Genomic DNA, 25,334 nt, shown 5'->3' with positions numbered 1-25,334 from the left:
TGAGGGGCCGGTCGCCACGTGCGACCGGCCCCTCACCCGTACCGCCTGACTGTCTATCCGTGCTGGTACGCCACCAGCGAGATGCCCACGTAGTGCGCCACGAACGCCGCCAGGGTCAGCGAGTGGAAGACCTCGTGGAAGCCGAACCAGCGCGGCGACGGGTTCGGCCGCTTGAGGCCGTAGATCACGCCGCCCGCGCTGTAGAGCAGCCCGCCGACGATGACGAGCACCAGGACCGCGATGCCGCCCGTCCGCATGAAGTCGGGCAGGAAGAAGACCGCCGCCCAGCCCATGGCGATGTAGCACGGCGTGTAGAGCCAGCGCGGGGCGCCGACCCAGAAGACCCGGAAGGCGATGCCCGCCGCCGCGGCCGCCCAGACCGCCCAGAGCAGGGGCCGTCCGGTGGATTCGGGCAGCAGGAGCAGGGTCAACGGGGTGTAGGTCCCCGCGATGATCAGGAAGATGTTGGCGTGGTCCAGGCGGCGGAGCACCGCCTCCCCGCGCGGACCCCAGGTGCCGCGGTGGTAGACCGCGCTGACGCCGAAGAGCAGGCAGGCCGTCGCGATGTAGACGGTGCACGCGATCCGGCCGCGAGCGCTGTCGGTCAGGGCGATCAGGGTGATCCCGGCGATCAGCACCGCGGGGAACATGCCGGCGTGCAGCCAGCCGCGCATCCGGGGCTTGACGGGGACGGGGTCGAGTTCGACAGGGCCTGTGGTCGCCCCGATCGGGCTCGGGGTCGCGGCGGCAGCGGCGGCGTCAGTCATATCCGCATGCTACCTACGCAACCGTAGGTAACGGATACGAGTGGCGATGCTCACGTGTGAGGCCCCCTGGACAGATGGGCGAAACGGTCGGATGATCAAATGAGTGCGGTCGGCACCGGATGAGCGCCAGGGGATCGAAGGGTACGAAGCATCCGGGTCGCAGCCCCCACGGGGCACCTGACAACACATACCCTCATCAAGGAGCGATCGTGGCGCGCGACATCGCGGCTCCCCTCACCGTCCCCACCCACCACCAGGAGCTGGTCTCCTGGGTCGACGAGATCGCAGCGATCACCCAGCCCGACCGGGTGGTCTGGTGCGACGGCTCCGAGGCCGAGTACGAGCGCCTGTGCGGGGAGCTCGTCGCCAAGGGCACGTTCACCAAGCTGGACGAGATCAAGCGCCCGAACTCGTACTACGCCGCGTCCGACCCGAGCGATGTCGCCCGCGTCGAGGACCGTACGTTCATCTGCTCCCAGGAGGAGAAGGACGCCGGGCCCACCAACCACTGGAAGGACCCCGCCGAGATGCGGGAGATCTTCACCGGTGCCGATGGTGTCTTCCGCGGGTCCATGCGCGGTCGCACCATGTACGTCGTGCCCTTCTGCATGGGCCCCGTCGGCTCGCCGCTCTCCGCCATCGGCGTCGAGATCACCGACTCCGCGTACGTCGCCGTCTCCATGCGCACCATGACCCGGATGGGCCAGGCGGTCCTGGACGAACTGGGCACCGACGGCTTCTTCGTGAAGGCCGTCCACACCCTCGGCGCGCCGTTGGCGGAGGGCCAGGAGGACGTCCCGTGGCCCTGCAACACCACCAAGTACATCTCGCACTTCCCCGAGGACCGCGAGATCTGGTCGTACGGCTCCGGCTACGGCGGGAACGCCCTGCTCGGCAAGAAGTGCTACGCGCTGCGCATCGCCTCCGTGATGGCCCGTGACGAGGGCTGGCTCGCCGAGCACATGCTGATCCTGAAGCTCACGCCGCCGCGTGGTGAGTCCAAGTACGTCGCGGCCGCGTTCCCCTCGGCCTGCGGCAAGACCAACCTCGCCATGCTGGAGCCCACCATCCCCGGCTGGACCGTGGAGACCATCGGCGACGACATCGCCTGGATGCGGTTCGGCGAGGACGGCCGGCTCTACGCGATCAACCCCGAGGCCGGGTTCTTCGGCGTCGCGCCCGGCACCGGCGAGCACACCAACGCCAACGCCATGAAGACCATGTGGGGCAACTCCGTCTTCACCAACGTGGCGCTGACGGATGACGGCGACGTCTGGTGGGAGGGCATGACCGAGGAGGCGCCCGCGCACCTCACGGACTGGAAGGGCAACGACTGGACCCCCGAGTCCGGTACGCCCGCCGCCCACCCCAACGCCCGCTTCACCGTCCCGGCCGGGCAGTGCCCGATCATCGCGCCCGAGTGGGAGGACCCCAAGGGCGTGCCGATCTCGGCCATCCTCTTCGGCGGCCGGCGCGCCTCCGCCGTCCCGCTGGTCACCGAGTCCTTCGACTGGCAGCACGGCGTCTTCCTCGGTGCCAACGTCGCCTCCGAGAAGACCGCCGCCGCCGAGGGCAAGGTCGGCGAGCTGCGCCGCGACCCGTTCGCCATGCTGCCGTTCTGCGGCTACAACATGGGCGACTACATGAACCACTGGGTCAAGGTCGGGGCCGGCAAGGCCGATCAGTCCAAGCTCCCGAAGATCTACTACGTGAACTGGTTCCGCAAGAACGAGGCGGGCAAGTTCGTCTGGCCCGGCTTCGGCGAGAACAGCCGCGTCCTGAAGTGGATCGTGGAGCGCCTGGAGGGCAAGGGCGAGGGCGTCGAGACCCCGATCGGCATCCTGCCGACCAAGGGCGCGCTGGACACCGAAGGCCTGGACCTCGCCAAGTCCGACCTCGACTTCCTGCTGACGGTCGACAAGGAGGTCTGGCGCGAGGAGGCCGCCCTGGTACCCGAGCACCTCAACACCTTCGGCGACCACACGCCCAAGGAGATGTGGGACGAGTACCGCGCGCTGGTGGAGCGGCTGGGCTGAGCCCGGTCCGCCGAGTCCCGCTCCCCTGAGCCCCGCGGCCGGGTCCATCGGACATCCGCCCTGACCTGTGGGGTCGACAGCCCGCCGCGGTCCGGGGACTGTCGCTGTCGGCGCAGCCCCGGGGGTGTCCCCGACCACGGACACCCTCCCGGCCCCCGGAACCCCCTCACGGTTCCGGGGGCCGCCCTCGTTCCTGGGCGGGAGAGGTCGTGGCACCCGGTCCGCGCGCCGAGGCGGCACGCGGACCGGGGCCGTCAGTGGGCGCCGACCAGCAGCCCGAGGGGGGCGGTGGCGGCGGCGGAGGCGAGGGCCTCGGTGTGGGCGTCCATCCGCTGCGCGGCGAGGATGGCGGCGGTGGTGTCGGCGCGGGACGCGGCCACCAGCAGCGCGCGGCCCGCCAGGTCGTGGGCGCGGCGGTGCAGCGACGCCGGGGCGGCGTCGGTCAGGGCGGCGTGCCGGGCGGGCGGGGCGCCGCGCAGCCGGGCCACCTGTTCGGCGATGCGGTCACCCGCCGGGCCGAGGCCGAGTTCGTCGGTGACCGCGAGGAGGGCGGCGAGGTGCCCCGCGAGCTGGATGTCCAGCGCCTCCTCGCGGCTGCGGTGCGGAAAGTCCGCGTCCTGGGCCGGGGTGTGGACCGACTTGGTGCGGATCGGCTCGTACATGGATGGCCTCCCGGTGATGCTGGGTATCCATCCTACATTGGAATGAGTCCAAGTTTATGCCGGGTCCGGGAGAATGGTCGCCTTACGGCTGTCCGGGACCGGGTGCCGGGCCGTGTCCGGCCCGGGACCGGTCCAGCAGCCCGAGTCCGAGTGCCTTGACCACCGCGTGCGTACGGTCGTTGACATCGAGCTTGGCGAAGACCCGCAGCAGATGCGTCTTCACCGTTGCTTCCGTGATGACCAGCCGACGGCCGATCTCGACGTTGGAGAGCCCGTCCGCCACCGCGCCCAGCACATCCACCTCCCGTCTCGTCAGCGTCACCGGGGCAGGCGCCCGCATCCGGGCCACCAGCCGCGCCGCGACGCGCGGAGCCAGCACGGTCTCGCCGCGGGACGCGGAGTGGACGGCGTCCACCAGCTGCTCGCGGGTGGCGTCCTTGAGCAGGTAGCCGACGGCCCCCGCCTCGACGGCGCGCTCGATCTCCGCGTCGGTCTCGTAGGTGGTCAGGATCAGCACGCGGGTGCGGGCGGCGCCGGCGACGATCTCCGTGGTGGCCCCCGTCCCGTCGAGGACGGGCATCCGCAGGTCCATCAGCACCACGTCGGGCTCCAGCCGTCCGACGAGCGTGACGGCGGCCCGGCCGTCCTCGGCCTCGCCGACGACCTCGATGGTGGGTTCGTCGGCCAGCAGGGCGACGACCCCGGCACGCATCACCGTATGGTCGTCCGCCACGATGATCCGGAGCTTCTTCTCCGCCGTCCCATGGGTCATTTCAGTCCTGTCCGTCGGTGGGGATCATGGCCAGCACCCGCGTGCCGTCGCCGACCGAGCTGGTGACGGTGAGTTCGCCGCCGAGCTCGGCCAGGCGTGTGCGCATGCCGTGCAGCCCGAAGCCCTGGGAGTCCTCGGTCACGAATCCACCTCCGTCGTCGGTGATCTCCAGCTCGACCCCGTACGGCTGCGCGGTGAGGACCACCTCCACGGTGGAGGCCGCCGCGTGCTTGCGGACGTTGGCGAGGGACTCCTGGGTGCAGCGCAGGAGGGCGATCCGGGTCTGCTGGTCGCAGACGATGTCCGGGAGTTCGCGGGTCACGCCGATCCCGGTGTCCTCGGTGAAGCGGTCCAGGGTCCGTCGCAGGGTGTCCGCCACCGAGCCGGCGGCGACACCGCTCCGCGGGGCCGAACCGACGAGGACGCGCGCCTCGGCGAGGTTCTCGCGCGCGGTGTTCTCGATCGCCAGCAGCTGCTTCCCGCTCCTGCCCGGGTCGGTCTCCAGACCGGCTGCGGCCGCCTCCGCGAGCACGATGATGGAGGCGAAGCCCTGGGCGAGCGTGTCGTGGATCTCCCGCGCGAGACGTTCGCGCTCCTCCGCCGCCCCCTGGCGGTGGTGCGCCTCGACCAGCCGGAGCCGGGCGTCCTCCAGTTCGGCGCTCAGCCGCCGGGCCCGCTCGCCGGCATCCTCGGCGATGTGGCGCACGCCCAGCCCGATCAGCACGCCGGCCGCGTAGCCGATGACCGTGAAGATCACGTTGCCGGTGAAGAACTCCCCGTCCCAGCCCTGCCGTACGACGTTGCCGGCCACGACCCCCGCCGCTGCGAGACCGCTGAGGGCGCTCGCGGCACGCGCGCTCGCGGTGTAGATCCAGAAGTGCGGCAGTGTCACCACGAAGAGGGCCGCGCCGCCGTCGAGCAGGTACGACAGCGCGCTGAGACTCACGACGAGTACGTACAGGTGGACGCGGGGGCGCAGGAGGGGGCCGGCGGGGAACAGCCCCACCGCGCCGTACGACAGAGCCAGGACGGCCAGCAGCACCAGCACCGGGTACCTCGTCGTACCGGGGGCGTCGGCGACCGCGAGGGCCGGCGGGACGAGGCCCAGCAGCACCCAGAAGACGCCGTTCCACCGGTGCGGCACAGGTACGGTCAACGCGGTGTCGGGCTGCGGCCGTTGGTTCACCGCGTCAGCCTACTTCCGCCAGAGGCCGGGCGGCAGGCTGCCGGGTCCGGCCGACCCGCCCCGGCCACCAGGCACGCTCGCCGAGGAGCAGCAGCACCGACGGCAGGACCATGAGCCGGATGACCACCGCGTCCAGCAGGACGGCCACGGCCAGGCAGAAGCCCATCTGCTTCATCTCGGTGAGGTGCAGGGCCACGAACGCGCCGAACACCGTCACCATCACGATCGCCGCGCTGGTCACCACCTTGGCCGACCGGCTGAGGCCCTCCAGCACCGCCGCGCGGGCGGCCATGCCGTTCTGCCTGGCCTCCTGGATCCGGCTGACCACGAACACCTGGTAGTCCATCGACAGGCCGAAGAGGATCACCACGAGGAACAACGGAACCCGGGAGGCGATCGCCCCGAGCGAGTCGAAAGCCAGCAGGTCCTCCGCCCACGTCCCCTGGAAGACCAGGACCAGCAGGCCGAGCGAGGCACCCGCGGACAGCAGGTTGAGTACGACGCCGATGACGCCGATCACCACCGAGCGGAACGCCCACACGGTCATCAGGAACGTCATCAGCAGCAGGGACCCGAGGACCAGCGGCAGCTTGTCGCTCTCGTGCGCCACGTAGTCGCGGCCCCGGGCCACGTCGCCGCTCACCGCCGTCTCCACGCCCGGCAGTTGGCCGACGGTGGCGGGGATGTGGTCCTGGCGCAGCCGGGCGAGGGACTCGATCGCCTCGGCGGAGGGCGCGGCGTGGGGGACCGCGAGTTCCAGCACGCTGATCCGGCCGTCGGCCGACGTACGGACCCTCGGCTCCGGGTTCTCCGGATCTCGCGCGAACAGCGGATCGGCCTGAGCCCGTCGGCCGAGGTCCACCAGCGCCTGCCGCGCCTGTGCGGCCTGCTCCGGGGCGGAACGGGTGACGACCTCGTGCGTGACGAAGAGGTGGGGGAAGCTCTCGGTCAGCCGGTCGTAGACCTGCATGGCGGGGATGTCACGGGAGAAGGTGTCCTTGCCCGGGTCGATGAGCTTCAGGCCCAGCGCGGGCGCGGTCAGACCGAGCATGACGAGGACCGACAGGCACAGGGTGAGGGCGGGACGGGTCCGGGCGGGGCGCAGCAGAGCGCCGAACACCCGCCCGGTCTCCGGCCTCTCGGCCCTGGCCGGCTTGCCGCGCTTCGCCCGGCGGGCGGCCCTGCGGGGGGCGAGCCGGTCGGTACGGCGGCCGATCGTGACCAGCAGCGCCGGCAGCACGGTGAGCGAGCTGGCGACGGCGACGGCCACGACGAGGATGGTCCCGGTCGCCAGTGAGGAGAAGATGACGTCGGTGGCCAGATACAGGGTGGCCGTGGAGAAGATCACGGCGAGACCCGAGATGACGATGGCCCGGCCCGCTGTCGCCGCCGCCAGCTCCACGAGGGCTTCCGGGCTGAGCCGCCCGCCCGCTCGTGCCCGTTCCTCGCGTTCACGCTTCAGGTAGAAGAGCGTGTAGTCCACGCCCACCGCCAAGCCGATGAGCAGGATGAGGTTCATCCCGACCCCCGGGTCGGGCAGGAGGTGCGAAGCGACCATGGACAGCCCGATCGCCGCGGCGATGGAGGAGAGCGCCAGGAGCAGCGGGACGCCCGCCATGACCACCGAGCCGAACACGATCAGCAGGGTGATGAGGGTGACGGGCAGGCTGATGCGTTCGGAGAGCGCGAGATCCTCGCCGCGCTGGTCGTTGACGCCCTTGCTGATGGCGGGGGACCCGGTCTCCTCCACCACCAGGTCCGGATGGTTCGCGGCCACCGCCGCCGTCGCCTCCAGGAGCGGTACGACGTTCCTCCTGCCCGCCAGTTCCGGGCCGTTCAGCACCACCGAGACCAGCAGGACCCTGCCGTCCTGCGAGCGGACGGGAGCGGCCACGCTCTCCACCTCGGGCAGGACCCGCGCCCGCGCGGTCACATCCTCGGCCGCCGCACCGGCCGCCGCCATGTCCAGCTGTCCCGACCTCGCCCGGATCATGATCCGTTCGGTGGGGGAGCGCTCCAGACCGCCGTCGGTCGCCATCGCCTCGGCGCGTCCCGCCTCACCGACCCGGAAGTCCTCGGTGGTGGCCTCGTTGGAGCCCACGGCGATGCCGGCCACGAGGCACAGGACGACGAACGCGAACCAGCCGGCGATCGCCCGCCCGGCGTGCCGGGCGCTCCATCGGGCCATGCGTACAGGGAGTTGTCTCATGCCGGAAACTCTGGCCGGAGGGGGGCTGCGGCCGACACGTCCTGCCGGTGGAACCCGTTGTCCACCGACCGGTGGACAACGGGCGTCGGGGCGGGGGCGACCACGGCGCGGAGCGGCACCCCGGCACCCCGGCACCCTGACGGTCGGCAGGACGTCACGGACGCGCCCTGGGGCTGTCCGTACGTCAGGCCTACGGCTGCCCGTAACCGTCCAGGAAGGAACCGATCCGGGTCACCGCGTCGGTCAGCTCCTCGGCCGCCGGCAGCGTCACGATGCGGAAGTGGTCGGGCTCGGGCCAGTTGAAACCCGTCCCCTGCACGACCATGATCTTCTCGGCCCGCAGCAGGTCCAGGACCATCTGCCGGTCGTCCTTGATCTTGTAGACCTTGGGGTCGAGCCGGGGGAAGAGGTACAGCGCCCCCTTCGGCTTCACGCAGGTCACCCCGGGGATCGAGGTCAGCAGGTCGTACGCCGCGTCCCGCTGCTCCAGGATCCGGCCGCCCGGCAGCACCAGGTCCTCGATCGACTGCCGCCCGCCGAGCGCGGTGGCCACCGCGTGCTGGGAGGGCATGTTGGCGCAGAGCCGCATGTTGGCGAGGACCGTGAGCCCCTCGATGTACGAGCTGGCGTGCGCCTTCGGGCCGCAGACGGCCAGCCAGCCGGAGCGGTAGCCGGCCACCCGGTAGTTCTTGGAGAGCCCGTTGAAGGTCAGCACCATCAGATCGGGGGCCAGCGCCGCCGTCGGGGTGTGGGTCGCGCCGTCGTACAGGATGCGGTCGTAGATCTCGTCGGAGCAGACGATCAGGTTGTGGCGCCGGGCGATCTCGGTGAGACCGCGCAGCATCTCGTCGTCGTACACCGCCCCGGTCGGGTTGTTCGGGTTGATGATCACCAGGGCCTTGGTGCGGTCGGTGATCTTCCGCTCGACGTCCGCCAGGTCCGGCATCCAGTCGGCCTGCTCGTCGCACCGGTAGTGCACGGCCGTCCCGCCGGCCAGCGAGACCGAGGCCGTCCACAGGGGATAGTCCGGGGCCGGTACGAGGACCTCGTCGCCGTCGTCGAGCAGCGCCTGCATCGACATCTGGATCAGCTCGGAGACCCCGTTGCCCAGGTAGATGTCCTCGACGTCGAGGTCGATGCCCTTGGTCTGGTAGTGCTGCACCACCGCGCGCCGCGCCGGGAGCAGGCCCTTGGCGTCCCCGTAGCCGTGCGCGCCCGCGAGGTTGCGCAGGATGTCCTCGAGGATCTCCGGCGGGCACTCGAACCCGAACGCGGCCGGGTTGCCCGTGTTGAGCTTGAGGATGCGCTGACCGGCCGCTTCGAGCCGCATCGCCTCCTCCAGCACGGGGCCCCGGATCTCGTAACAGACATTGGCGAGCTTCGTGGACTGGATGACCTGCATGTCCGCGAGCTTACGGCCGCGTTTCGCGCGGTGCGCGGAGAATGCGCCGTCCTCGCCACCTCCGGCCGGCCCGCCGCCGCGCTCCGGCTTCCATCGGCAAGGCCGCCCCGGCCCCGGACCGTGGGAACGGCCGGTCCGGGCGGCGCCGGGGCTTGGAATGGGGCGTGAGCCGCCCGAACGGGTGAGATGCGCCACGCGCGGCGACCCGGGCCGGGAGGTGCCCGGGCCCGGCCCCGCCGACCGGCGGTGGTGTGCGGGCGGCGGGCCGTACGGCTGCCGGGGCGGTTTGCTGCCCGGCGCGTTCACTCCGGCAGTTCGGTGCCCTCGGGGACGCGGATGCCGAAGTCGTCCCGGAGCACCTGGAGGACCTCGGCGGGGCCGGACAGCATCCGCTCCTTGATCGTGCCGTCCCCGGCCGTCTCGATCAGGTCCAGCCCGGCGAGCGCCAGATGGGAGGAGTCGGACAGGGCGCGCTGCGCGTAAACCGCCTGCGCGAAGGGTGAGTGCGGGCTGGTGGCCACGTACCAGTTGATCATCTCGAAGTCGGGGACCTCGAACGGCTCCGGCGTGAAGCTGTACTGCGCCTCCCAGCTCCCGCCCTTCTCCGTCTGCAACTCCCACATCTCCAGCGGCCCGTCGTGCGCCACCGTGACCAGGCGGTGGTGGCGCGGAGCGTCGTGCAGCTCGGCCCCCGCCACCAGCTCGATCGGCTCCAGCAGCGCGCCGATGCTCCCGAACCCGACATCGGCCACGTACGGGGTCACCACGTCCGGGACGCCCACTCGCAGCAGTATGTGGCTGCGCGGCCGGATGTCGCCCGGCGCGGCGCCCACCATCACCCGGGCGGCCAGCAGCGTCACGGTGAAGCCCAGCTGCCGCAGGGCGGTGGCGAGGAGGGTGTTCTGCTCGTAGCAGTAGCCGCCCCGTCCGCCGAGGACGAGCTTGGCCTCCACGTCGGCCGGGTCCAGGGAGGGCGCCGAGCCGAGCACCGGGTCCAGGTTCTCGAACGGGATGCCGAGGGCATGGGCGCGGTGCAGGGACCGCAGCACCTCCACCGTGGGGCGGCGCTCCCCGGTCCAGCCGATCCGGGCGACGTAGGCGTCGAGGTCGAGTGTCATACCCCGACCGTACGCAGCCGGAGCGGGACCGCGCCTCAGGCTGCGGGACCAGGTGCCCCGCCCGGGTGGACCGGGACTCCCGACCGAGCCCGAACGGGGGAAGAGCCGGGCTTCCGCCGGGCGGTACCGGTGGACCGGGCTGCGCCTTCCGCTCGGCGGTACCGGTGGACCGGGCTGCGACGCCTTCCGCTCGGCGGGACCCGTGGGCCGGGCTGTCCCTTCCGTTCGGCGGTACCGGTGGACCGGGCTGCGCCTTCCGTTCGGCGGGACCCGTGGGCCGGGCTGCGACGCCTTCCGTTCGGCGGGACCGGTGGACCGGGCTGCGCCTTCCGTTCGGCGGGACCCGTGGGCCGGGCTGCGACGCCTTCCGCCGGGCGGTACCGGTGGACCGGGCTGCGCCTTCCGTTCGGCGGGACCCGTGGGCCGGGCTGTCCCCTTCCGCCGTCGAGTGTCGGTACGCCGGGTCCTCAGACCCCGGACACCGAGCCGGCCGACGCGATCAGCAGGGCCGTGTCCACGCCCTGCTCCCGCGCGGTACGGAGCAACGCCGCGTCCCCCGCCTCCGCCACGGCCGGGCTGGTGGCCTCCTCGGCCGGGGGGCCGGCGGCGTACGTCGCGGTCGCCGGGGCCATCGCCGCGAGCCAGTCGGCCAGCAGCCCGCCGAACTCCTTCCGGTCGATCCCCGCGTTCTCCACCAGCGCGAACGCGTGCCGGGCCCCCGCGAACATGGCGGTCATCGCGCTGAGCAGCGCCACGTCGTACAGCGCGGCGAGGCCGAACTCCGCGCCGACGTACCGGGTGGCGGCGGGCACGGCCAGCACCTCCCGGTGCTCGTCGAAGAGGGCGCGCGGGCCGCTGTAGAGGACGTACCCGCCGGACTGCGGCGCGCCGATCATCGGGGGCACGGCCATGATCCCGCCGTCCAGGAAGCGTGCGCCGCGCTCGGCCGCCCAGGCCGCGCGGGCGCGGGACTCAGCCGGGGTGGAGGTGGTGAGGTCGACCAGGTCCTTGCCGGCGAGGTCGGCGTCGGCCAGCGCCTCGCGGACCGACGCGTCGTCGAGCAGGCAGGTGACGACGAGCGGGCTCGCGGCCACGGCCTCCGTCGCGGTGTCGGCCACCCGGGCTCCCCGGAGCGCGAGTTCGGCGCTCCGGCCGGGGCTGCGGTTCCAGACGGTCAGGGGGTGCCCGGCGGCGAGCCAGGTACGGGCGAGCGCGGCGCCCATGGAGCCGAGGCCGAGCAGGGTGAGCGGGGTGGGAGAAGTGGGCGCGGTCGGCGCCGGGAGGTTGTCGGGCATGAGGATTAGGCTGGTCGACCGGGCCGGGACCGACAAGTACGCACCTGCGAGTGGGTGGTTACCCGGTGGTGAGTGACCAGATGGGGGAGGGTGGGCGATGGGGGCCGTACGGAGGCCGGGGGCGTACATCTGCGGGATCGACGCGGCGATGGACGTCATCGGCGGCAAGTGGAAGGTGCTCATCCTGTGGGCGCTGGACGAGAAGCCGTGCCGTTTCGGGGAGCTGCGCCGGGCCGTGCCCGGGGTGACCGAGAAGCTGCTCAGCTCGCACCTCAAGGAGTTGGAGGACCACGGCATCGTGCACCGGGAGGAGTACGCCGAAGTGCCGCCACGGGTGGAGTACTCGCTCACACCGCGCGGGATCGCGCTGAACGCGGCCCTGGGCCCGCTGGGGGAGTGGGGACGCGAGCACGTCCTCCCCGGGCCGTAGCCGCTCAGGGGTTGTCGGCGTCCGACCCGCCGGGCGGTCCTGACCTCAGGGCCGCCCGGCGCCCTCACGCGTTCCCCTGGGCCGCCACGGCCGCGTCGATCCCGTCCAGCAGCACCCCGAGCCCCACCCGGAACGTCTCCCGCGCCTCCCGCTCAGGGAACGGCATCACGTCCTGACCCGGGCCCGCTCCCTCGCCGCTGCTCGGGTCCGCCCCTTCGTCCCCGCCCGGGTCCGCTCCCTCGCCGCTGCTCGGGTCCGCCCCTTCGTCCCCGTTCGGGCCCGCTCCCTCGCCCCCGCCCGGATACGGCTCCGGGGCCCCGTCCCGTTCCAGCCCGATCACCGCCGGAAAGCGTTCCGCGAAGTCCGGGACCAGCTCCGTCAGGGCCGCCGAGCGGGCCGCCCACCACTCCTCGTCGGAGCTCCCGGTCGCCGTCGCCGCCCGTCGCGCGTCGGCCACCGCCCGCGCCGAGCCCCGCACCAGCGGGAACAGCGTCCCCACCAGCCGCCGCACCGTCCGCGCCGGCAGCCCGGTCGCCCCCAGCAGCCGGACGAGCGCGTCCAGGTTCGCGTACTCGTGCGGGCCGAGGACCGGCCGGGCCTGCGAGACCTGGAGCACCCAGGGGTGGCGTACGAAGAACTCCAGGAGCTCCCCGGCCCACGCGGTGAGCGGCGCCCGCCAGTCGTCCGACTCCGGATACGCGGTGGGGAGTTCGGCGTGCACGGCGTCGTACATCAGGTCCAGCAGCTCGCTCTTGCGCGGGACGTGCGTGTAGAGCGCCATCGCGGTCCGCCCCAGCCGCTCGCCGACCGCGCGCATCGACAGGGCCGCCATGCCCTCCTCGTCCGCGACCGCGACGGCCGCCGCCACGATGGCGTCCACGCTCAGCCGGGGCTTGGGCCCGGGGCCGCCGCGCGGCGGGGCGGCGACATCCGCGCGCCAGAGCAGGGAGAGGGAGCGGCGGGCGTCACCCTGCCCGGCGAAGACCACCACTTGCGACTCCTTACGCCATAAAGTAACTTCGGCCGAGTAATTCGGGGAATGCTTTACCTCGTAAAGGTATCAGGGAGAGGGGCTCCGGCTCATGGGTCAGGCCATGCCGGTCAGCTATGTACGGGTCATCGGGGCAGAGCGGACCACCCCGCGCACCGCCCGGATCACCTTCACCGGGGAGGCGCTGCCCCGCCTCATGGAGGACCGCCCCGACCAGCAGATGAAGCTGTGCCTGCCGCGCGAGGCGGAGCGTGGCGGAAGGGCTGCTGCCGGAGCAGATGCCGAGGACACCTACGGCATGCGCTGGTACGAGGCGTTCCTCGCGGTCCCGCGGGCGCGGCGGCCCTGGCTGCGCAGCTTCACCGTCCGCGCCTACGACCGGCACACCAACGCGATGACCGTGGACTTCGTGCTCCACGGGGACGCCGGGCCCGCCTCGCGCTGGGGTGCGGACGCCCGCCCCGGTGACGTGCTCGGCATGGTCGGCCCGTCGTCCCTCTACGCCCGTCCGCTGCCGGAGGCGGAGCGGATGCTGCTCGCCGGGGACGAGACGGCGCTCCCGGCCATCGCCACGGTGCTGGAGGCGCTGCCGGCCGGGACCCGGGCCCTGGTGTACGCCGAGGTCGCGGACGCGGCGGAGGAGCGGGAGCTGCCGGAGGCCGCCGGAGGGGCCGAGGTGCGCTGGGTGCACCGGGACCGGGGCGGCTCGCTCATGGCAGCGGTACGGGGCGCCGGGCCGGGCCTCGACGGGGTGGACGCGGCCTGGGTGGCGGGGGAGGCGTCGGCGGTCCGCGCGCTCCGGCGCCACCTGGTGGGGGAGCGCCAACTGCCGCAGGATGACGTAGAGTTCAGTGGGTACTGGCGGCGCGCGCTCACCCAGGACGACGCCCCCACCGAGGAGGACCTCGCCTGGGCGGCGGAGCGCGCGGCCGACTCCGGGTGAGCGGCCTGCCGTCGGGCGGCTGAGCGGCCTGCCGTCAGGCCGCTGGGCCCCTCGTCAGACGGCCGAAGCCCCCGCGCCCCGGACCGCCCGGCCCGCCAGCACCGACGTACGGCGGCCGTCCTCGATGACGAACCGGCCGTCGATCAGCACGTGCGGGATGCCCACCGGCAGCGTGCGCGGCTCCTCGAACGTGGAACCCGCCGCCACCGTCCCCGGGTCGAACAGCACCAGGTCCGCGCGGTAGCCCTCGCGCACCAGGCCCCGGTCCGCCAACCGCAGCCGGGCGGCCGGGCGCGAGGTCAGGTGGGCGACGCACTCCTCCAGCGAGAGGATGCCCAACTCCCTGGCGTACCGGCCCAGATACCGCGGGAACGTGCCGTACGCCCTCGGGTGCGGCTTGTCGCCCTGGAGGATGCCGTCGCTGCCGCCGGTGTGCACCGGGTGGCGCATGATCTGCCGCACGTTCTCCTCATGGCCCACGTGCTGGAGGATCGTCGTCCCGAGCCGGTCCTCGGTGAGCAGCCGCCGCGCGGTGACCCAGGGCTCCTCGCCCCGCAGCGCCGCCGAATCGGCCACCGTACGGCCCACGTACTCGGTCAGGTGCGGCGCGCTCACGCCGGAGATCTCGATGGTGTCCCACTCGATCGGCACCCCGTGGCAGCCGTCCGAGCCCAGCACCTCCAGATGGTGCCGTATCCTCTCCGCGCTCTCCGCGTCCGCGAGCCGGGTGAGGACCGACTCCGGACCACCCTCGCCCGCCCAGCTGGGCAGCATGGCGACCAGCGTCGTGCAGCCGGGGGTGTACGGATAGGTGTCGAGCGAGATGTCGGCCCCGGCGGCCAGCGCACGGTCGAGCAGGGCCAGGAGGTCGGGCGCCTTGCCCTGGTTCACGCCGAAGTTCATGGTGGCGTGGGCGAGATGGAGGGCGCAGCCGGCGTGGTGGGTCAGCTGCACCATCTCCTCGTACGCCTCAAGCGCGCCGGCCCCGTAACTGCGGTGGTGCGGGCAGTAGTAGCCGCCGTGGCGGGCCACCACCCGGCAGAGTGCGGTGAGTTCGGCGTCGTCCGCGTACATCCCGGGGGTGTAGGTCAGCCCCGACGACATGCCGACCGCGCCCTCCCGCATGCCCTGGTCCACCAGCTCCCGCATCCGGGCCAGTTCGGCGTCGGTGGCCGGGCGGTCGTCCCAGCCCACCGCGTACATCCGCACCGTGCCCTGCGGGATGAGGTAGGCGGCGTTGACGGCGATGCCCTGGCCGCCGAAGCCGCGGTCCAGCCGGTCCAGATAGCCGCCGACCGTGCGCCAGTCGAAGTCGATGCCGGAGCCGTCGCCGTTCCAGCCGGTGATGGAGCGCCGGACCTCGGCGAGCGTGCGGTCGTCGACCGGGGCGTACGACAGACCGTCCTGGCCCAGCACTTCGAGGGTGACCCCCTGCGCCGCCTTCGCGCTGTGGTCCGGGTCGCGCAACAGTGCCAGATCGCTGTGGGCGTGCATGTCGATGAAGCCGGGGGCGAGGGCGAGCCCGTCCGCGTCGACCGTGCGGGTGGCGGTGGGGCGGGGGCCGGGGGAGCCCTCGCGGTGGATCTCGGCGATCCGGCCGCCGTCGACCGCCACATCGGCGCGGTGGGCGGGCCGGCCGGTGCCGTCGACGACGAGCGCGTCGCGCAGGACCAGGTCCATGGGTGACCTTTCAGGGAGCGGAAGCGGAACGGCTCAGAAGAACGTGCGGATGTAGTCGCCGACCGTGCCGTCCGCTTCCACCAGCGGGATCAGCTGCCACTTGTCGAAGCTCGTGCACGGGTGCGAGAGCCCCATGCCGACCCAGTCGCCGACATCCAGCTCCGCCCCTTCCTCCGTACGGACCCAGGTGTGCTGGTCGGAGAGGCCGGTGACCGTGATGCCGGTGGCGGGGCGGACCGAGCCGTCCCGGGCGGAGCGGACCACCTGCGCCTCGGGCAGGTCGAGGTCGTACGCCGCGTCCCGCTTGCCCGCGTTCAGGAACGCCTGCTCGCCGCTCGGGCGCGAGACGACCTGTGCCCAGAGGCGGAAGGCGGGCTCCAGGGCGCCCTCCTCGGGGACCCGGTTGAAGGGGGTGAGGTGCTTGTAGTGCCCGTCGTCGTGCGAGACGTACGCGCCGGAGCGCAGCAACTTCAGTACGGGCAGGCTGAGTTCACCGACCTCCGCGAAGACGTCCGCGACCGCGTCGAACCAGGCGCTGCCGCCCGCGCTGATCACGATCTCGTCGGCGCCGGTGAACCGCTTCTCGCCGTCGAGGGCGGCCGCGAGCGAGACGAGCCGCCGCAGCCACTCCCGTACCCGCTCCGGGTCGGCGTCCGGCACCTCGCCCTCGTACCCGGCCACGCCCACCAGGCGCAGCGACCCGGCCGCCGCCACCGCGTCGGCCACCGCCACGCAGTCGGCCTCGGTCCGGGCGCCGGTGCGCGCGCCCTCGCCCGCGCCGAGCTCCACGACCACGTCGAGGGGGCGGGTGGCACCCGCCGCGCTCAGGGCCTCCGCCATCAGTTCGACCCCGCGCACGGAGTCGACGTAGCAGACGAAGCGGAACTCCGGGTCGGCCGTCAGTTCACCAGCCAGCCAGCGCAGGGCGACCGGGTCGACCAACTCGTTGGCGAGGAAGATCCGCCCGACCCCGTACGCCCGGTAGACGCGCGCCTGGTGCGGCACGGCCGCCGTGATGCCCCAGGCGCCGCGCCTCAGCTGGTCCGCGAAGAGCTGCGGGGACATCGAGGTCTTGCCGTGCGGGGCGAATGCCAGGCCGTGGCGTTCGGCGTACGTCTCCAGCAGGGCGAGGTTGTGCTCGACCGACTCGGCCGAGAGGGCGAGGACGGGGGTGGTGAAGCCGCCGGTGAAGAGGTTGCGGCGCTCGGCGGCCAGGGTGCCCACGGTCAGGCCCTCGGCGTCCGGCGGCAGCGCCTTGAAACGGTGGTCGACGCGTTCGTCGGCGAGGTCGGCGATCAGTGACGCGGTGCGGTCGGTGGGGCGGTCGGCTGCCAAGGGGAGCTCCTCGAAGTCAGTTGCAACATATGCAACACCCATTGCGTATATCGCTCGACGCTGTCTAACATCCGAGCCGATGCCCGGTCAATGGTGACCACCGGCCCGCACGCCGACCAGCGAGGAGCCCTCCGTGTCCGGACCCGCAGCAGGGACGGCCCACGCCGCCACGACCACCGACGTCGTCTGTCTCGGTGAGTCCATGGTGGCGTTCCTGCCCTCGCAGCCCGGCCGCCTCGCCGACGTGCCCTCCTTCGGGCGGGGGATCGGGGGCGCGGAGTCCAACGTGGCCTGCGCGCTCGCCGCCGCCGGGCACCGGGCGGCCTGGGTGGGACGGGTCGGGGCGGACGGCTTCGGGGACCACCTGGTCGAGACGATCTCGGGGTACGGGGTCGACACGTCGGCGGTGCGGCGGGACCCCGCCCGGCCCACCGGCATCTACTTCCGTACGGCGACGGATCGCGGGGCGGGGGCGCACGAGGTGGCGTACTACCGGGCCGGGTCGGCGGCGTCCGCGATGTCGCCGGCGAACGTGCCGTACGAGGACGTGTTCGCGGGACGGATCCTGCACCTGTCCGGGATCACGGCCGCGTTGTCGGCCGACTGCCTTTCGCTGCTGCGGGACCTGACGGCTCCCCGGGCGGGCCGACCGCTGGTCTCGTTCGACGTGAACCACCGGCCGCACCTGTGGCGGGGCGGTGACGCGTCCGTGCTGCTGGAGCCGGCCCGCCGCTGCGACCTGGTCTTCGTCGGCGAGGACGAGGCGGAGGAGGCGTGGGGGATCGTCGGCGCGGAGGCGATCCGGGCGGCGCTGCCGGAGCCGTCCGTGCTGGTGGTGAAGCGGGGGAGCGCGGGCGCGACGGTGTTCTCGGGGCTCCGCCCCGGACCCCGCTCCTCGAACGCCGGAGAGCCCGGGCATGCCCGAGGGGCTGAGCGTGGTGACACCGTCACCCTCGTCCCCGCCCTCCATGTCGACGTCGTCGCCGCCGTCGGGGCCGGGGACGCGTTCGCCGCCGGGTTTCTCTCCGCCACCCTGCGCGGACTGTCCGTACGGGACCGGGTCCGGCACGGGCACCTCATGGCCGCCGCCGTCCTCACCGTCCCCGGCGACCTCACCGCACCCCCCGCCCGCGACCACGCCGACCGGCTCGTCGCCCTCGACGACGAGGCCTGGGGGAGACTTCGTCTCGGCCCCGGCTGGACCGCAGCCGACCGGGCCTGCGAGGAGGTACGTACGTCATGAGCCAGACCGTCGACCGGGCACTCAGCATCCTGCCGCTGCTCGCCCAGGGACCCGCCGACCTCGGCCAGGTCGCCGAGCGGCTCGGCGTCCACAAGTCCACGGCGCTGCGCCTGCTGCGTACGCTCCACGAGCACGGCCTCGTCTACCGGCAGCAGGACCAGCGCTACCGCCTCGGCGCCCGGCTGTTCGCGCTCGCGCAGGAGGCCGTCGAGAACCTCGACGTACGCGAGATCGCCCACCCCCACCTGGTCGAGCTGAACGACCGGTGCGGGCACACCGTGCACCTCGCGGTCTACGAGGAGCGGGAAGTCCTCTACATCGACAAGGTCGAGAGCCGCTACCCGGTCCGGATGTACTCGCGGATCGGCAAGCCCGTCGCCATCACCGTCGCGGCCGTGGCCAAGCTGCTGCTGGCCGACCTCACCGAGCCCGAGCGGCGCGCGATCGCCGAGAAGCTCGACTACCCCATGTACACGTCCCGTTCGACGCCGAACACGGCCGCCTTCCTCAAGGAGCTGGCCGTCGTCCGCGAACAGGGCTGGGCCACCGACCTCGGTGGCCACGAGGAGTCCATCAACTGCGTCGGCGCCCCCATCCGCGGGGCGGACGGGCGGGTCGTCGCGGCCATGTCGGTGTCCGCACCGAACGTGGTCGTCACGGCCGAGGAACTCCTCACCCTCCTCCCGCTGGTCCGGCGCACCGCCGAGACCATCAGCCGGGAGTACTCCGGCACCAACCGACCCAAGAAAGTCTGATCAGCCATGACCGAGAAGACCGCCCTCACCCCCTCCACCCACACCACGCCGCCGGCGAAGTTCTCGCACGGCGTGAAGAAGGGGAACATCCTCCAGGTCGCCGGCCAGGTCGGCTTCCTCCCGGCGGTCGAGGGCCAGGCCCCGACGCCCGCCGGTCCCACCCTGCGCGAGCAGACCCTCCAGACCTTCGCCAACGTCAAGGCGATCCTGGAGGAGGGCGGCGCGAGCTGGGACGACGTGATGATGATGCGCGTCTACCTCACGGACGTGGACCACTTCGCGGAGATGAACGAGATCTACAACGCGTACTTCGCCGAGCAGAACCTCAAGGAGGCCCCCTCGGCCCGTACGACGGTCTACGTCGGCCTGCCCGAGGGCCTGCTGATCGAGATCGACGCCCTCGCGGTGCTGAGCTGACCGGTCCGCCCCGCTGACCGTTCCGTTCCCCGGATCGCCGCGTCCCACTGAGCGCTGTGAGTGCGTCTTGGCCTCGTGCACGTTGTACCGACGGGCTGCTTCAGGCCGCCTGGAGTCACCTCAGGGAGGCCCCGGCACCCCGGTCCCCGTACGCCCCCTTGTGCCGCCCCGCCGATTGCGCTTCCTTGATCGGCATGGCGGAAACGAACGCAACCACAGGGACAGGGGAGCTGGCCTCCCGACCACGTAAGGCCGGCTGGAAGTACATCGGCCCCGGGATCGTCGTCGCGGCGACCGGGGTCGGGGCCGGGGACCTGGTCGCCACCCTGATCGCGGGCAGCACGTTCGGTTACACCCTGATGTGGGCGGCCGTGATCGGCTGCGTCGTCAAGATCTCGCTCGCCGAGGCGGCCGGGCGCTGGCACCTGGCGACCGGGCGTACGCTCTTCGACGGCTGGCGCAGCCTCGGTTCCTGGACCACGGTCTACTTCGCGATCTACGTCGTTCTCTGGGGTTTCATCTACGGGGCGACGGCCATGTCCTCCAGCGCACTGCCCATCGTGGCGCTGTTCCCGGACGGGCCCGGGCTGAAGTTCTGGGCGATCGTCACCGGGCTGATCGGACTGGCCTTCGTCTGGTTCAACCGGTACGCCGTCTTCGAGAAGGTCATGACGGTCCTGATCGGCATCATGTTCGTGGTGGTCGTGTACGTCGCCGCCCGGGTGGTGCCGGACGTGGGGGCCTCGTTCGCCGGGCTCGTCCCCGTACTGCCGGACGGTTCACTGCTCTACACCCTCGGGCTGATCGGCGGCGTCGGCGGCACGATCACCATGGCGGCGTACGGGTAATCGTATCGCGCCTAACCACAGTGGTACTAGGCTGCGGCCCATGATGGACACTCGGAACCCTTCGCGCCCGAGCAAGACGTTCAGCCGCTGCTATGTGGCCCCCGCCCTCCGAGCCCACCTGAGCCAGGGCGGCAGTGTCGAGGAGTGGCTAGCAGGCCGTACGCCCCTGGCTTCTTACGCCCGCATCTCGGCAGACAACCTTGACGGGGAAGCCATCGCTATTGGACGGCAGCACAAACGCAACACCGACAATGCCGGTACGCGCAACTGTGCAGTGGTAATGCACTACGAAGACAACAACCTGACCGCAGCAAAACGGGAAGTGAAGCGCCCCGCTTTCATCCAGATGCTTAAAGATATCAGCAGGGGTCGAGAGGGAGATACCGGAATCCCTCTGCGGGGATGCATCGCCGTGGAAAAGAAGAGGGTTTATCGACTTCCCCGGGATTTCGTAGCTTTGCAGGATTCCTTGGTAGAAGTGGGGAACGGGGTATTCATTGAGGGGAAAAGGCAACTGGATTTCGTGAATGATGACGGAGACATAATGGGTGGACTCGTCACATCAGGAACCGGAGAATCCGAAGTCCGGGACATCCGGGAGCGCACCACCAGAAACGCAGTAGACAGGGCAATAGAAGGCAAGGTTTTCGGATCGGCAAGGCGCTTTGGTTGGCTCGGGGCATCGAAAAACCCTTACAGGTTGAGCAATGAAGAAATCGACGAAAAAGAGTGGCCCCACCTAATAGAAATGATCAAGAAGCGGGCTAAAGGGAAATCCTGGTACAGCATCGCGGAGGAGGCTAACGCACTTGGCTTGAGGAGTGTACGGGGAAATTATTTCACTCCGGAGACTGTGCGATATCTGGTGGCTAACCCCGCGTGGTGGGGAGGTCGCATCCTTAACGGAGCTTTGGTTTTAGACCCTCGGACTGACGAACCCGTAATCGGCGTATGGGAACACGCCACGGTCGAGAAGGACGGAGTGGGGTACGAGACGTGGCTAACAATTATGACTGGCGTGCAAAGTGAAAACATGCACCGGGGGATGAAGAAGACTTCTTCCCCAGATAAGTCCCAGGAACCGATAAGGACTCGCTCCTACCTCTGGTCTGGCTTTACCAAGTGCGGCAGGCTCAACAAGCTGGATGAGCCTTGCTTTTCTGGCTTGGTTGGGAATAGGTCCAGCGGCAAGAATGAAAAATACGGCGACATATACCGTTGCGATGACGTAAATTGCAAAGGGATTGGTCGCCGCAGTGAACCCGTGGATAAATACTTGACTGGGCTCCTCCTTGCCTACATGGACAAACATTTCTCCGGCACCGAGGAAAAAGTCGTTCCTTGGGGTCGAGCGGCGGAGCTGAAGAAAGCTGTAAAGCAACGGCGCGATATGAAGCAGTCCGTCGCGGACGGGACCGCCGAATGGTCGGACATCCATGATTTGCTGAATCAGCTAAACCAGAAAATTCGTGAACTGGAATCAGAACGTGATGAACACCTGAGGGCGGAAGCCAAGCGAAACTTGTTGCGAGGCTGGAGTCATGAAAAGTGGAACGAAACGGATTTAGCGCAGAAGAGGCAGCTAATCGGCGAGGTCATCGCGGCGGTAATCGTCATGCCGCTACCGGAAGGGAGAGACAAGAAGGCGCCGTTCGATCCAACGCTCCTCAGGGTTTCATGGAAGAAGGCTGTCGCTGAGAAGGAACATGCAAGTCGAGTAGATTCGCAATCCGCAGATACTGTTCCTGCGTAGGGGCGGGCGCTCTTTCAAGTTCAGCGGTGACCCAGTCTTCCAGAGATAGGCTAGCCTTTCCCGCCCAGCCCCCCGAGGCAGCCTTGGGGGGTTTCTCTGTTTCCCTCAGAGTGTCACCACTTAAATCACGGACCCTTCCGATGCGCTGGCCATTATTCATTCGAGACCCCAGCGTCGCATCCTTCGGTTTTCCTCTAGATCCTCTCTGACTCCCGTTGCGACTTCTTTCTCTCCATGGGTGTATCCGCGTCCGACGTAGCGCCATACAGAGAGCTTGAGAACTCCGCCCAGTGTCAGCGATTCACCCGCCTTGGCCCTGGCATACTCGGCACGTATCTCACGTAGGCGTCCATAGGTGGTGGAGAAGGCCGGAGACTTGGTAAGGACGTGACCGCGAAACCCGAGAGTGTGAGCCCACGCCCTCAGGCGCAGCTCTGAGAATTCGGCCAACGAGCCCAGCCGCCAGCAGGCCCCCATCAGAGCGCGAATGTGTGGGGAGGCGGAGGCACAGCGGATTTCCTCATAGCCTCGAATCCGGCTGTCCACTCCCCCGGCATCACCAACGCTCTTGCTTACATATTTGGCCAGGTAAGCCGCCACAGTCTCCGGAGTCACGTCCCCACCAGCCGAACCGCTGAGGTCTCGTACGTCGATCTGACGCCCCCACGTGAACACCCGGTGCCCTATAGCCGAGGAGGCCCGCAGGGGGACCGTGGTGGATGCTCTGGCACCCTTGACGGCCCGCTCCAGGAGTTCCGCAGTCGCCCAGGCCGGAGGATGCGCCGAAGGGCCCGAGGGGCCGTCCAGGCGCATCACGGCGTGAAAGTGAACGGCCCCCCGCTTTTGGTACTCAGCCACTTTCGCAAAGGTGAGCCGGACATGTTCGGCCAGTTCGTTCCGCTTCAGCCCTGCCGCATCTGCAATAGAGCGCCTGATGTTGCGAACGGTTCGGTTCCAGAGCTCCCCCGCGTGCGCGTGCCAGAGAACGTGTCCGCTGTAGTCGTAGCATTCATGGCATAGTGCAGAGCCGATCCGCTCATCGCCTTCCGCGTGCCGCAGTGAGCACCCCAAGGGACGCCCATGCGGACACACTTTTTGTGGAGCGGAATTCCGGCAGGGCCCAGAGCCGGCGCGGTGCACGGCCCCGAATGAGGGAGCGGTGAGGGTGACGAATACTCGCGGGTGACCGGTCACTGTTTCAGGGGTGCCTTTCCCGCCGCCTATCCCCGTGCGGATGATCTGATACGAGTCTCCGGAGTGAAGGTACGAGCAGGGCTCGCATTGGGACTTCCTGCGGTTTCCGCAGCGAACAGCGACGCGTCCGCCAGGCTCTCCGGCCGTGTCGTAGTGGGAGGCAGGATGCCCCTTGCGGTCGTACCGGGTGGACCAGCCCGATAGATAGATCGGGTTTTCGCAGCCGCCTGTACGCTCAACTTGGGATCGCCAGCGATCGAATTGTGGCTCATTGGCGAGGCGGATGAGATCGCGTTCGGTGTCGGTAAGAATGCGTCGGCACTCCTCCCGTGCTTTTTGGGAGGAGTGCCGTTTCTTGACGAGTGCAGCAATGCCGAAGGTCACGGCGGGGCCCTTTCGTTCGGGGTCAATGAGGTGTCAGGGAATCCGGGGTCAAGCGCGATGGTGGGCATTACGGTCTCTCCAGGTGACTAGATCGTCGTACGGGTTACTTGATTCTGTTGCTTTTCCGGCAGCAGATGCAGCGGCGGAATTTTCCGCTTGATGTCCGGTACCGGGCCCGGAGGCAGAAGGCGCAGCGGATGTAACGGTGGGGCATGGGATCACCTCATGCGGTCAGGCGCCCGAATATCCAGTTGACGAATTCGGAGATCATGAAGACTGCCGGGGTCTGGCCGACGTAGAGGCCGAACAGAAAGATCAATACCGCCACCCACCAATTCACCTCTCGTGAGCGGACGAGGAGCACCGTTACCACTCCGAAGAAGACCACCAGCGGAAGGGCTGCTGCCTCAGTCATCGTCGCCACCGCCGTCAGGTATCCGGTCGAGGAAGGGGGCAGCGACGTGATGGGCCGTCAGGTCGGCGTGAGTGCGGAGCGCATCCGGGGTCACGAGGCGTGAGCGCACCCGCATCCACTGGCCCTCCAGGGCGGTGACCGCTACGCCCTTCTCGTCCTCAGTGATCGATTGGGCCACCGCCACCGCGTCCGGCGCCAGGTCCCCGAGGGTCATCACGGCCGTCTGTTCGTCGTGGACGCGATGGCAGATGCGGCCCCCCAGTTGGGACCGGATGGCGGTCGCACCGGGGCCCAGGTCCGAGCCGAAGCGCTGCCCCGCCAGGATGAGGTGCACCCCGAGCGCGGCTCCGAGCTGCGCCACCCGCAGGAGGAGGGTTGCGCACTCCACCACCTCTTTGCGGCCCGCCAGGGAGGCGACGAGGAAGAGTTCCGCGACCTCATCCACGACCAGGACCACCGGGTCAGGCCGGACCCCCTCCGGGAGATCCCAGATAGATCGGGCGCCCGCAGCGCGACAGGTCGCCATGCGTCCCATCAGCTCTGTGACCAGGGCCGTTAGGAGCCGGCGAGCTTCCTCTCGGTCGGTCGCCAGCGCCGCCAGCCGCTTCTCATAGAGGCCGAGTTCCATCCCGCCTTTGAGGTCGATCCCGACGAGGATGACCGGCTGCGAGCCCAGCTCGGTGAGCCAGGCCGCGAGCAAGGTGGACTTGCCCGATTGCGTTGCCCCGGTGACCAGCCAGTGCGGGGACGTGCGCAGGTCCACCGTCCAGTACGAGCCGTCATCAGCCTTGCCGAGGGTGGCCGCCAGCAGTCGAGGCGTCGGCAGGGTCGGCCAGGACTCGACACGCGCCAGCGGGTCATAGCCCGTGGCGACCACGTCGACCATCCCGCGCCGAGGAGAGGTCACCCGCACCTGATGGACCCGCCAGGCGTGCACGAGCGCGTCAGAGGCAGCGATGAACGCGGCAGGAGTCTGGCCCGGATGCAGGTGAACCCGGACGACGAACCCGAACCGGGTGACGCGAGGCAGGCCCAGGCGAGGTGGAAGGCCGCGCACAGCCGTCCCCGCGATCATCGTGTCGCGGTTCATCATCGAGTACCGGGGGCGCCGGGGGATGTCCAGATCCAGGACCCGGCAGACCTTGCGCCACGTGAGCGGTACGCGGACCAGGGCGACCGGATACCCGAGCAGGTACCACCGCCACGACCCGCCGCCCAGCCGTGCCCCCTGCTTGGCCAACTTGGGTTCCCACCACCGCTGAGTGAGGAGAACCAGGCAGAGCAGGACGGACAGAATCCAGATGATCAGCTCCCAGGGCATCTCAACTACCCTGCCGACGTGAATCGGTCTGCCCGGACCGAATCTGATGGTCCATCAGCATGATGCGGGCGTGGTCGGAGGCCGAGGCCGCCCGGACCTCCACCAGGGCGAGGAGCTGCACCACCATCGGGCCACCGTCCAGAGCCGTAAGGAGAGCGTCACACCCGGCTAGCACTCG

The 25,334-nt window shown here is 70.2% G+C and carries 21 protein-coding genes and 1 pseudogene; 8 read left to right on the top strand and 14 right to left on the bottom strand.

The genetic code is table 11. The annotated features are described in order from the left end of the window. Window positions 1-53: 53 nt before the first annotated feature. Window positions 54-767: a hemolysin III family protein gene (locus ACIQAK_RS05070; protein WP_366391030.1), complete on the bottom strand. Its 714-nt coding sequence runs from the start codon at window positions 765-767 to the stop codon at window positions 54-56. Window positions 768-976: 209 nt separating this feature from the next. Here ACIQAK_RS05070 and ACIQAK_RS05065 point away from each other — a divergent pair, with 209 nt between their 5' ends. Next, the gene (locus tag ACIQAK_RS05065; RefSeq protein ID WP_366391031.1) at window positions 977-2,803 is read left to right on the top strand and encodes a phosphoenolpyruvate carboxykinase (GTP); all 1,827 of its coding nucleotides are present in this window, start codon (window positions 977-979) and stop codon (window positions 2,801-2,803) included. Window positions 2,804-3,057: 254 nt separating this feature from the next. Here ACIQAK_RS05065 and ACIQAK_RS05060 read toward each other — a convergent pair whose 3' ends face one another. The 7 genes from ACIQAK_RS05060 to ACIQAK_RS05030 all read right to left on the bottom strand — a co-directional run bounded on the left by ACIQAK_RS05060 (window position 3,058) and on the right by ACIQAK_RS05030 (window position 11,447). Continuing rightward, window positions 3,058-3,465: a hypothetical protein gene (locus ACIQAK_RS05060; RefSeq protein WP_366391032.1), complete on the bottom strand. Its 408-nt coding sequence runs from the start codon at window positions 3,463-3,465 to the stop codon at window positions 3,058-3,060. An 82-nt stretch (window positions 3,466-3,547) separates the two neighbouring features. Beyond that, entirely contained in the window at window positions 3,548-4,237 is a 690-nt protein-coding gene (locus tag ACIQAK_RS05055; RefSeq protein WP_366391033.1) for a response regulator transcription factor, read from the bottom strand. 1 nt (window position 4,238) lies between these two features. Continuing rightward, the gene (locus ACIQAK_RS05050) at window positions 4,239-5,423 is read right to left on the bottom strand and encodes a sensor histidine kinase (RefSeq protein ID WP_366391034.1); all 1,185 of its coding nucleotides are present in this window, start codon (window positions 5,421-5,423) and stop codon (window positions 4,239-4,241) included. 4 nt (window positions 5,424-5,427) lie between these two features. After that, a complete protein-coding gene (locus ACIQAK_RS05045; protein ID WP_366391035.1) occupies window positions 5,428-7,632 on the bottom strand; it encodes an MMPL family transporter in 2,205 nt (734 codons plus the stop codon). Between the two features lie 190 nt (window positions 7,633-7,822). Next, a complete protein-coding gene (locus ACIQAK_RS05040; protein ID WP_366391036.1) occupies window positions 7,823-9,034 on the bottom strand; it encodes a pyridoxal phosphate-dependent aminotransferase in 1,212 nt (403 codons plus the stop codon). 302 nt (window positions 9,035-9,336) lie between these two features. Beyond that, on the bottom strand, window positions 9,337-10,152 hold the full coding sequence (locus ACIQAK_RS05035) for an arylamine N-acetyltransferase (RefSeq protein ID WP_366391037.1): 816 nt from the start codon (window positions 10,150-10,152) through the stop codon (window positions 9,337-9,339). A 467-nt stretch (window positions 10,153-10,619) separates the two neighbouring features. Further along, window positions 10,620-11,447, bottom strand: a complete 828-nt coding sequence (locus ACIQAK_RS05030; protein WP_366391038.1) for an NAD(P)-binding domain-containing protein — start codon at window positions 11,445-11,447, stop codon at window positions 10,620-10,622. Window positions 11,448-11,544: 97 nt separating this feature from the next. Here ACIQAK_RS05030 and ACIQAK_RS05025 point away from each other — a divergent pair, with 97 nt between their 5' ends. Beyond that, window positions 11,545-11,877 carry a helix-turn-helix domain-containing protein gene (locus ACIQAK_RS05025; protein WP_366391039.1) on the top strand — a complete coding sequence of 111 codons (333 nt, stop codon included), beginning with the start codon at window positions 11,545-11,547 and terminating at the stop codon, window positions 11,875-11,877. A 64-nt stretch (window positions 11,878-11,941) separates the two neighbouring features. Here ACIQAK_RS05025 and ACIQAK_RS05020 read toward each other — a convergent pair whose 3' ends face one another. Continuing rightward, window positions 11,942-12,868: a TetR/AcrR family transcriptional regulator C-terminal domain-containing protein gene (locus ACIQAK_RS05020; RefSeq protein WP_366391040.1), complete on the bottom strand. Its 927-nt coding sequence runs from the start codon at window positions 12,866-12,868 to the stop codon at window positions 11,942-11,944. A 91-nt stretch (window positions 12,869-12,959) separates the two neighbouring features. Between ACIQAK_RS05020 and ACIQAK_RS05015 the strand changes: the two genes are divergently transcribed. Continuing rightward, a complete protein-coding gene (locus ACIQAK_RS05015; RefSeq protein ID WP_366391041.1) occupies window positions 12,960-13,811 on the top strand; it encodes a siderophore-interacting protein in 852 nt (283 codons plus the stop codon). A gap of 54 nt (window positions 13,812-13,865) precedes the next feature. Here ACIQAK_RS05015 and ACIQAK_RS05010 read toward each other — a convergent pair whose 3' ends face one another. Both ACIQAK_RS05010 and ACIQAK_RS05005 read right to left on the bottom strand, forming a co-directional pair. Next, window positions 13,866-15,491: a D-aminoacylase gene (locus tag ACIQAK_RS05010; RefSeq protein ID WP_366391042.1), complete on the bottom strand. Its 1,626-nt coding sequence runs from the start codon at window positions 15,489-15,491 to the stop codon at window positions 13,866-13,868. Window positions 15,492-15,524: 33 nt separating this feature from the next. Next, window positions 15,525-16,826: an alanine racemase gene (locus tag ACIQAK_RS05005; protein WP_366391043.1), complete on the bottom strand. Its 1,302-nt coding sequence runs from the start codon at window positions 16,824-16,826 to the stop codon at window positions 15,525-15,527. 133 nt (window positions 16,827-16,959) lie between these two features. Between ACIQAK_RS05005 and ACIQAK_RS05000 the strand changes: the two genes are divergently transcribed. From ACIQAK_RS05000 to ACIQAK_RS04980, 5 genes and pseudogenes are all read left to right on the top strand, one after another. Then, the gene (locus ACIQAK_RS05000) at window positions 16,960-18,069 is read left to right on the top strand and encodes a sugar kinase (RefSeq protein ID WP_366391044.1); all 1,110 of its coding nucleotides are present in this window, start codon (window positions 16,960-16,962) and stop codon (window positions 18,067-18,069) included. Beyond that, window positions 18,066-18,824, top strand: coding sequence for an IclR family transcriptional regulator (locus ACIQAK_RS04995; protein WP_366391045.1), 759 nt, complete (start codon window positions 18,066-18,068; stop codon window positions 18,822-18,824). The genes ACIQAK_RS05000 and ACIQAK_RS04995 overlap by 4 nt, the downstream gene beginning before the upstream one ends. A gap of 6 nt (window positions 18,825-18,830) precedes the next feature. Beyond that, window positions 18,831-19,241 (top strand): RidA family protein, encoded by a 411-nt coding sequence (locus tag ACIQAK_RS04990; protein WP_366391046.1) that lies wholly within the window; start codon window positions 18,831-18,833, stop codon window positions 19,239-19,241. Window positions 19,242-19,435: 194 nt separating this feature from the next. Continuing rightward, window positions 19,436-20,086, top strand: a pseudogene (locus ACIQAK_RS04985) (Nramp family divalent metal transporter); the annotation flags it as partial. A gap of 283 nt (window positions 20,087-20,369) precedes the next feature. After that, window positions 20,370-21,842 (top strand): recombinase family protein, encoded by a 1,473-nt coding sequence (locus tag ACIQAK_RS04980; RefSeq protein WP_401847763.1) that lies wholly within the window; start codon window positions 20,370-20,372, stop codon window positions 21,840-21,842. Between the two features lie 156 nt (window positions 21,843-21,998). Here ACIQAK_RS04980 and ACIQAK_RS04975 read toward each other — a convergent pair whose 3' ends face one another. The 3 genes from ACIQAK_RS04975 to ACIQAK_RS04965 all read right to left on the bottom strand — a co-directional run bounded on the left by ACIQAK_RS04975 (window position 21,999) and on the right by ACIQAK_RS04965 (window position 25,156). Next, window positions 21,999-23,420, bottom strand: a complete 1,422-nt coding sequence (locus ACIQAK_RS04975; RefSeq protein WP_366391047.1) for a replication initiator — start codon at window positions 23,418-23,420, stop codon at window positions 21,999-22,001. Between the two features lie 223 nt (window positions 23,421-23,643). Further along, window positions 23,644-23,835, bottom strand: a complete 192-nt coding sequence (locus tag ACIQAK_RS04970) for a hypothetical protein (protein ID WP_358358451.1) — start codon at window positions 23,833-23,835, stop codon at window positions 23,644-23,646. After that, window positions 23,828-25,156 carry an FtsK/SpoIIIE domain-containing protein gene (locus ACIQAK_RS04965; protein WP_366391048.1) on the bottom strand — a complete coding sequence of 443 codons (1,329 nt, stop codon included), beginning with the start codon at window positions 25,154-25,156 and terminating at the stop codon, window positions 23,828-23,830. Before ACIQAK_RS04965 ends, ACIQAK_RS04970 begins: the two co-directional genes overlap by 8 nt. Window positions 25,157-25,334 lie beyond the last annotated feature (178 nt).

The organism is Streptomyces sp. NPDC088706 (assembly GCF_044752765.1).
GTDB lineage: Bacteria > Actinomycetota > Actinomycetes > Streptomycetales > Streptomycetaceae > Streptomyces.
This window is presented reverse-complemented; position numbering and strand designations above follow the sequence as displayed.

Coding starts and splice junctions, on each gene's coding strand:
- ACIQAK_RS05070 (WP_366391030.1), bottom strand. CDS start 767: ATGACTGACGCCGCCGCTGCCGCCGCGACCCCGAGCCCGATCGGGGCG.
- ACIQAK_RS04965 (WP_366391048.1), bottom strand. CDS start 25,156: ATGCCCTGGGAGCTGATCATCTGGATTCTGTCCGTCCTGCTCTGCCTG.
- ACIQAK_RS05015 (WP_366391041.1), top strand. CDS start 12,960: ATGGGTCAGGCCATGCCGGTCAGCTATGTACGGGTCATCGGGGCAGAG.
- ACIQAK_RS05025 (WP_366391039.1), top strand. CDS start 11,545: ATGGGGGCCGTACGGAGGCCGGGGGCGTACATCTGCGGGATCGACGCG.
- ACIQAK_RS05035 (WP_366391037.1), bottom strand. CDS start 10,152: ATGACACTCGACCTCGACGCCTACGTCGCCCGGATCGGCTGGACCGGG.
- ACIQAK_RS05060 (WP_366391032.1), bottom strand. CDS start 3,465: ATGTACGAGCCGATCCGCACCAAGTCGGTCCACACCCCGGCCCAGGAC.
- ACIQAK_RS04995 (WP_366391045.1), top strand. CDS start 18,066: ATGAGCCAGACCGTCGACCGGGCACTCAGCATCCTGCCGCTGCTCGCC.
- ACIQAK_RS04990 (WP_366391046.1), top strand. CDS start 18,831: ATGACCGAGAAGACCGCCCTCACCCCCTCCACCCACACCACGCCGCCG.
- ACIQAK_RS05055 (WP_366391033.1), bottom strand. CDS start 4,237: ATGACCCATGGGACGGCGGAGAAGAAGCTCCGGATCATCGTGGCGGAC.
- ACIQAK_RS05040 (WP_366391036.1), bottom strand. CDS start 9,034: ATGCAGGTCATCCAGTCCACGAAGCTCGCCAATGTCTGTTACGAGATC.
- ACIQAK_RS04980 (WP_401847763.1), top strand. CDS start 20,370: ATGCACTACGAAGACAACAACCTGACCGCAGCAAAACGGGAAGTGAAG.
- ACIQAK_RS05030 (WP_366391038.1), bottom strand. CDS start 11,447: ATGCCCGACAACCTCCCGGCGCCGACCGCGCCCACTTCTCCCACCCCG.
- ACIQAK_RS05010 (WP_366391042.1), bottom strand. CDS start 15,491: ATGGACCTGGTCCTGCGCGACGCGCTCGTCGTCGACGGCACCGGCCGG.
- ACIQAK_RS04970 (WP_358358451.1), bottom strand. CDS start 23,835: ATGACTGAGGCAGCAGCCCTTCCGCTGGTGGTCTTCTTCGGAGTGGTA.
- ACIQAK_RS05045 (WP_366391035.1), bottom strand. CDS start 7,632: ATGAGACAACTCCCTGTACGCATGGCCCGATGGAGCGCCCGGCACGCC.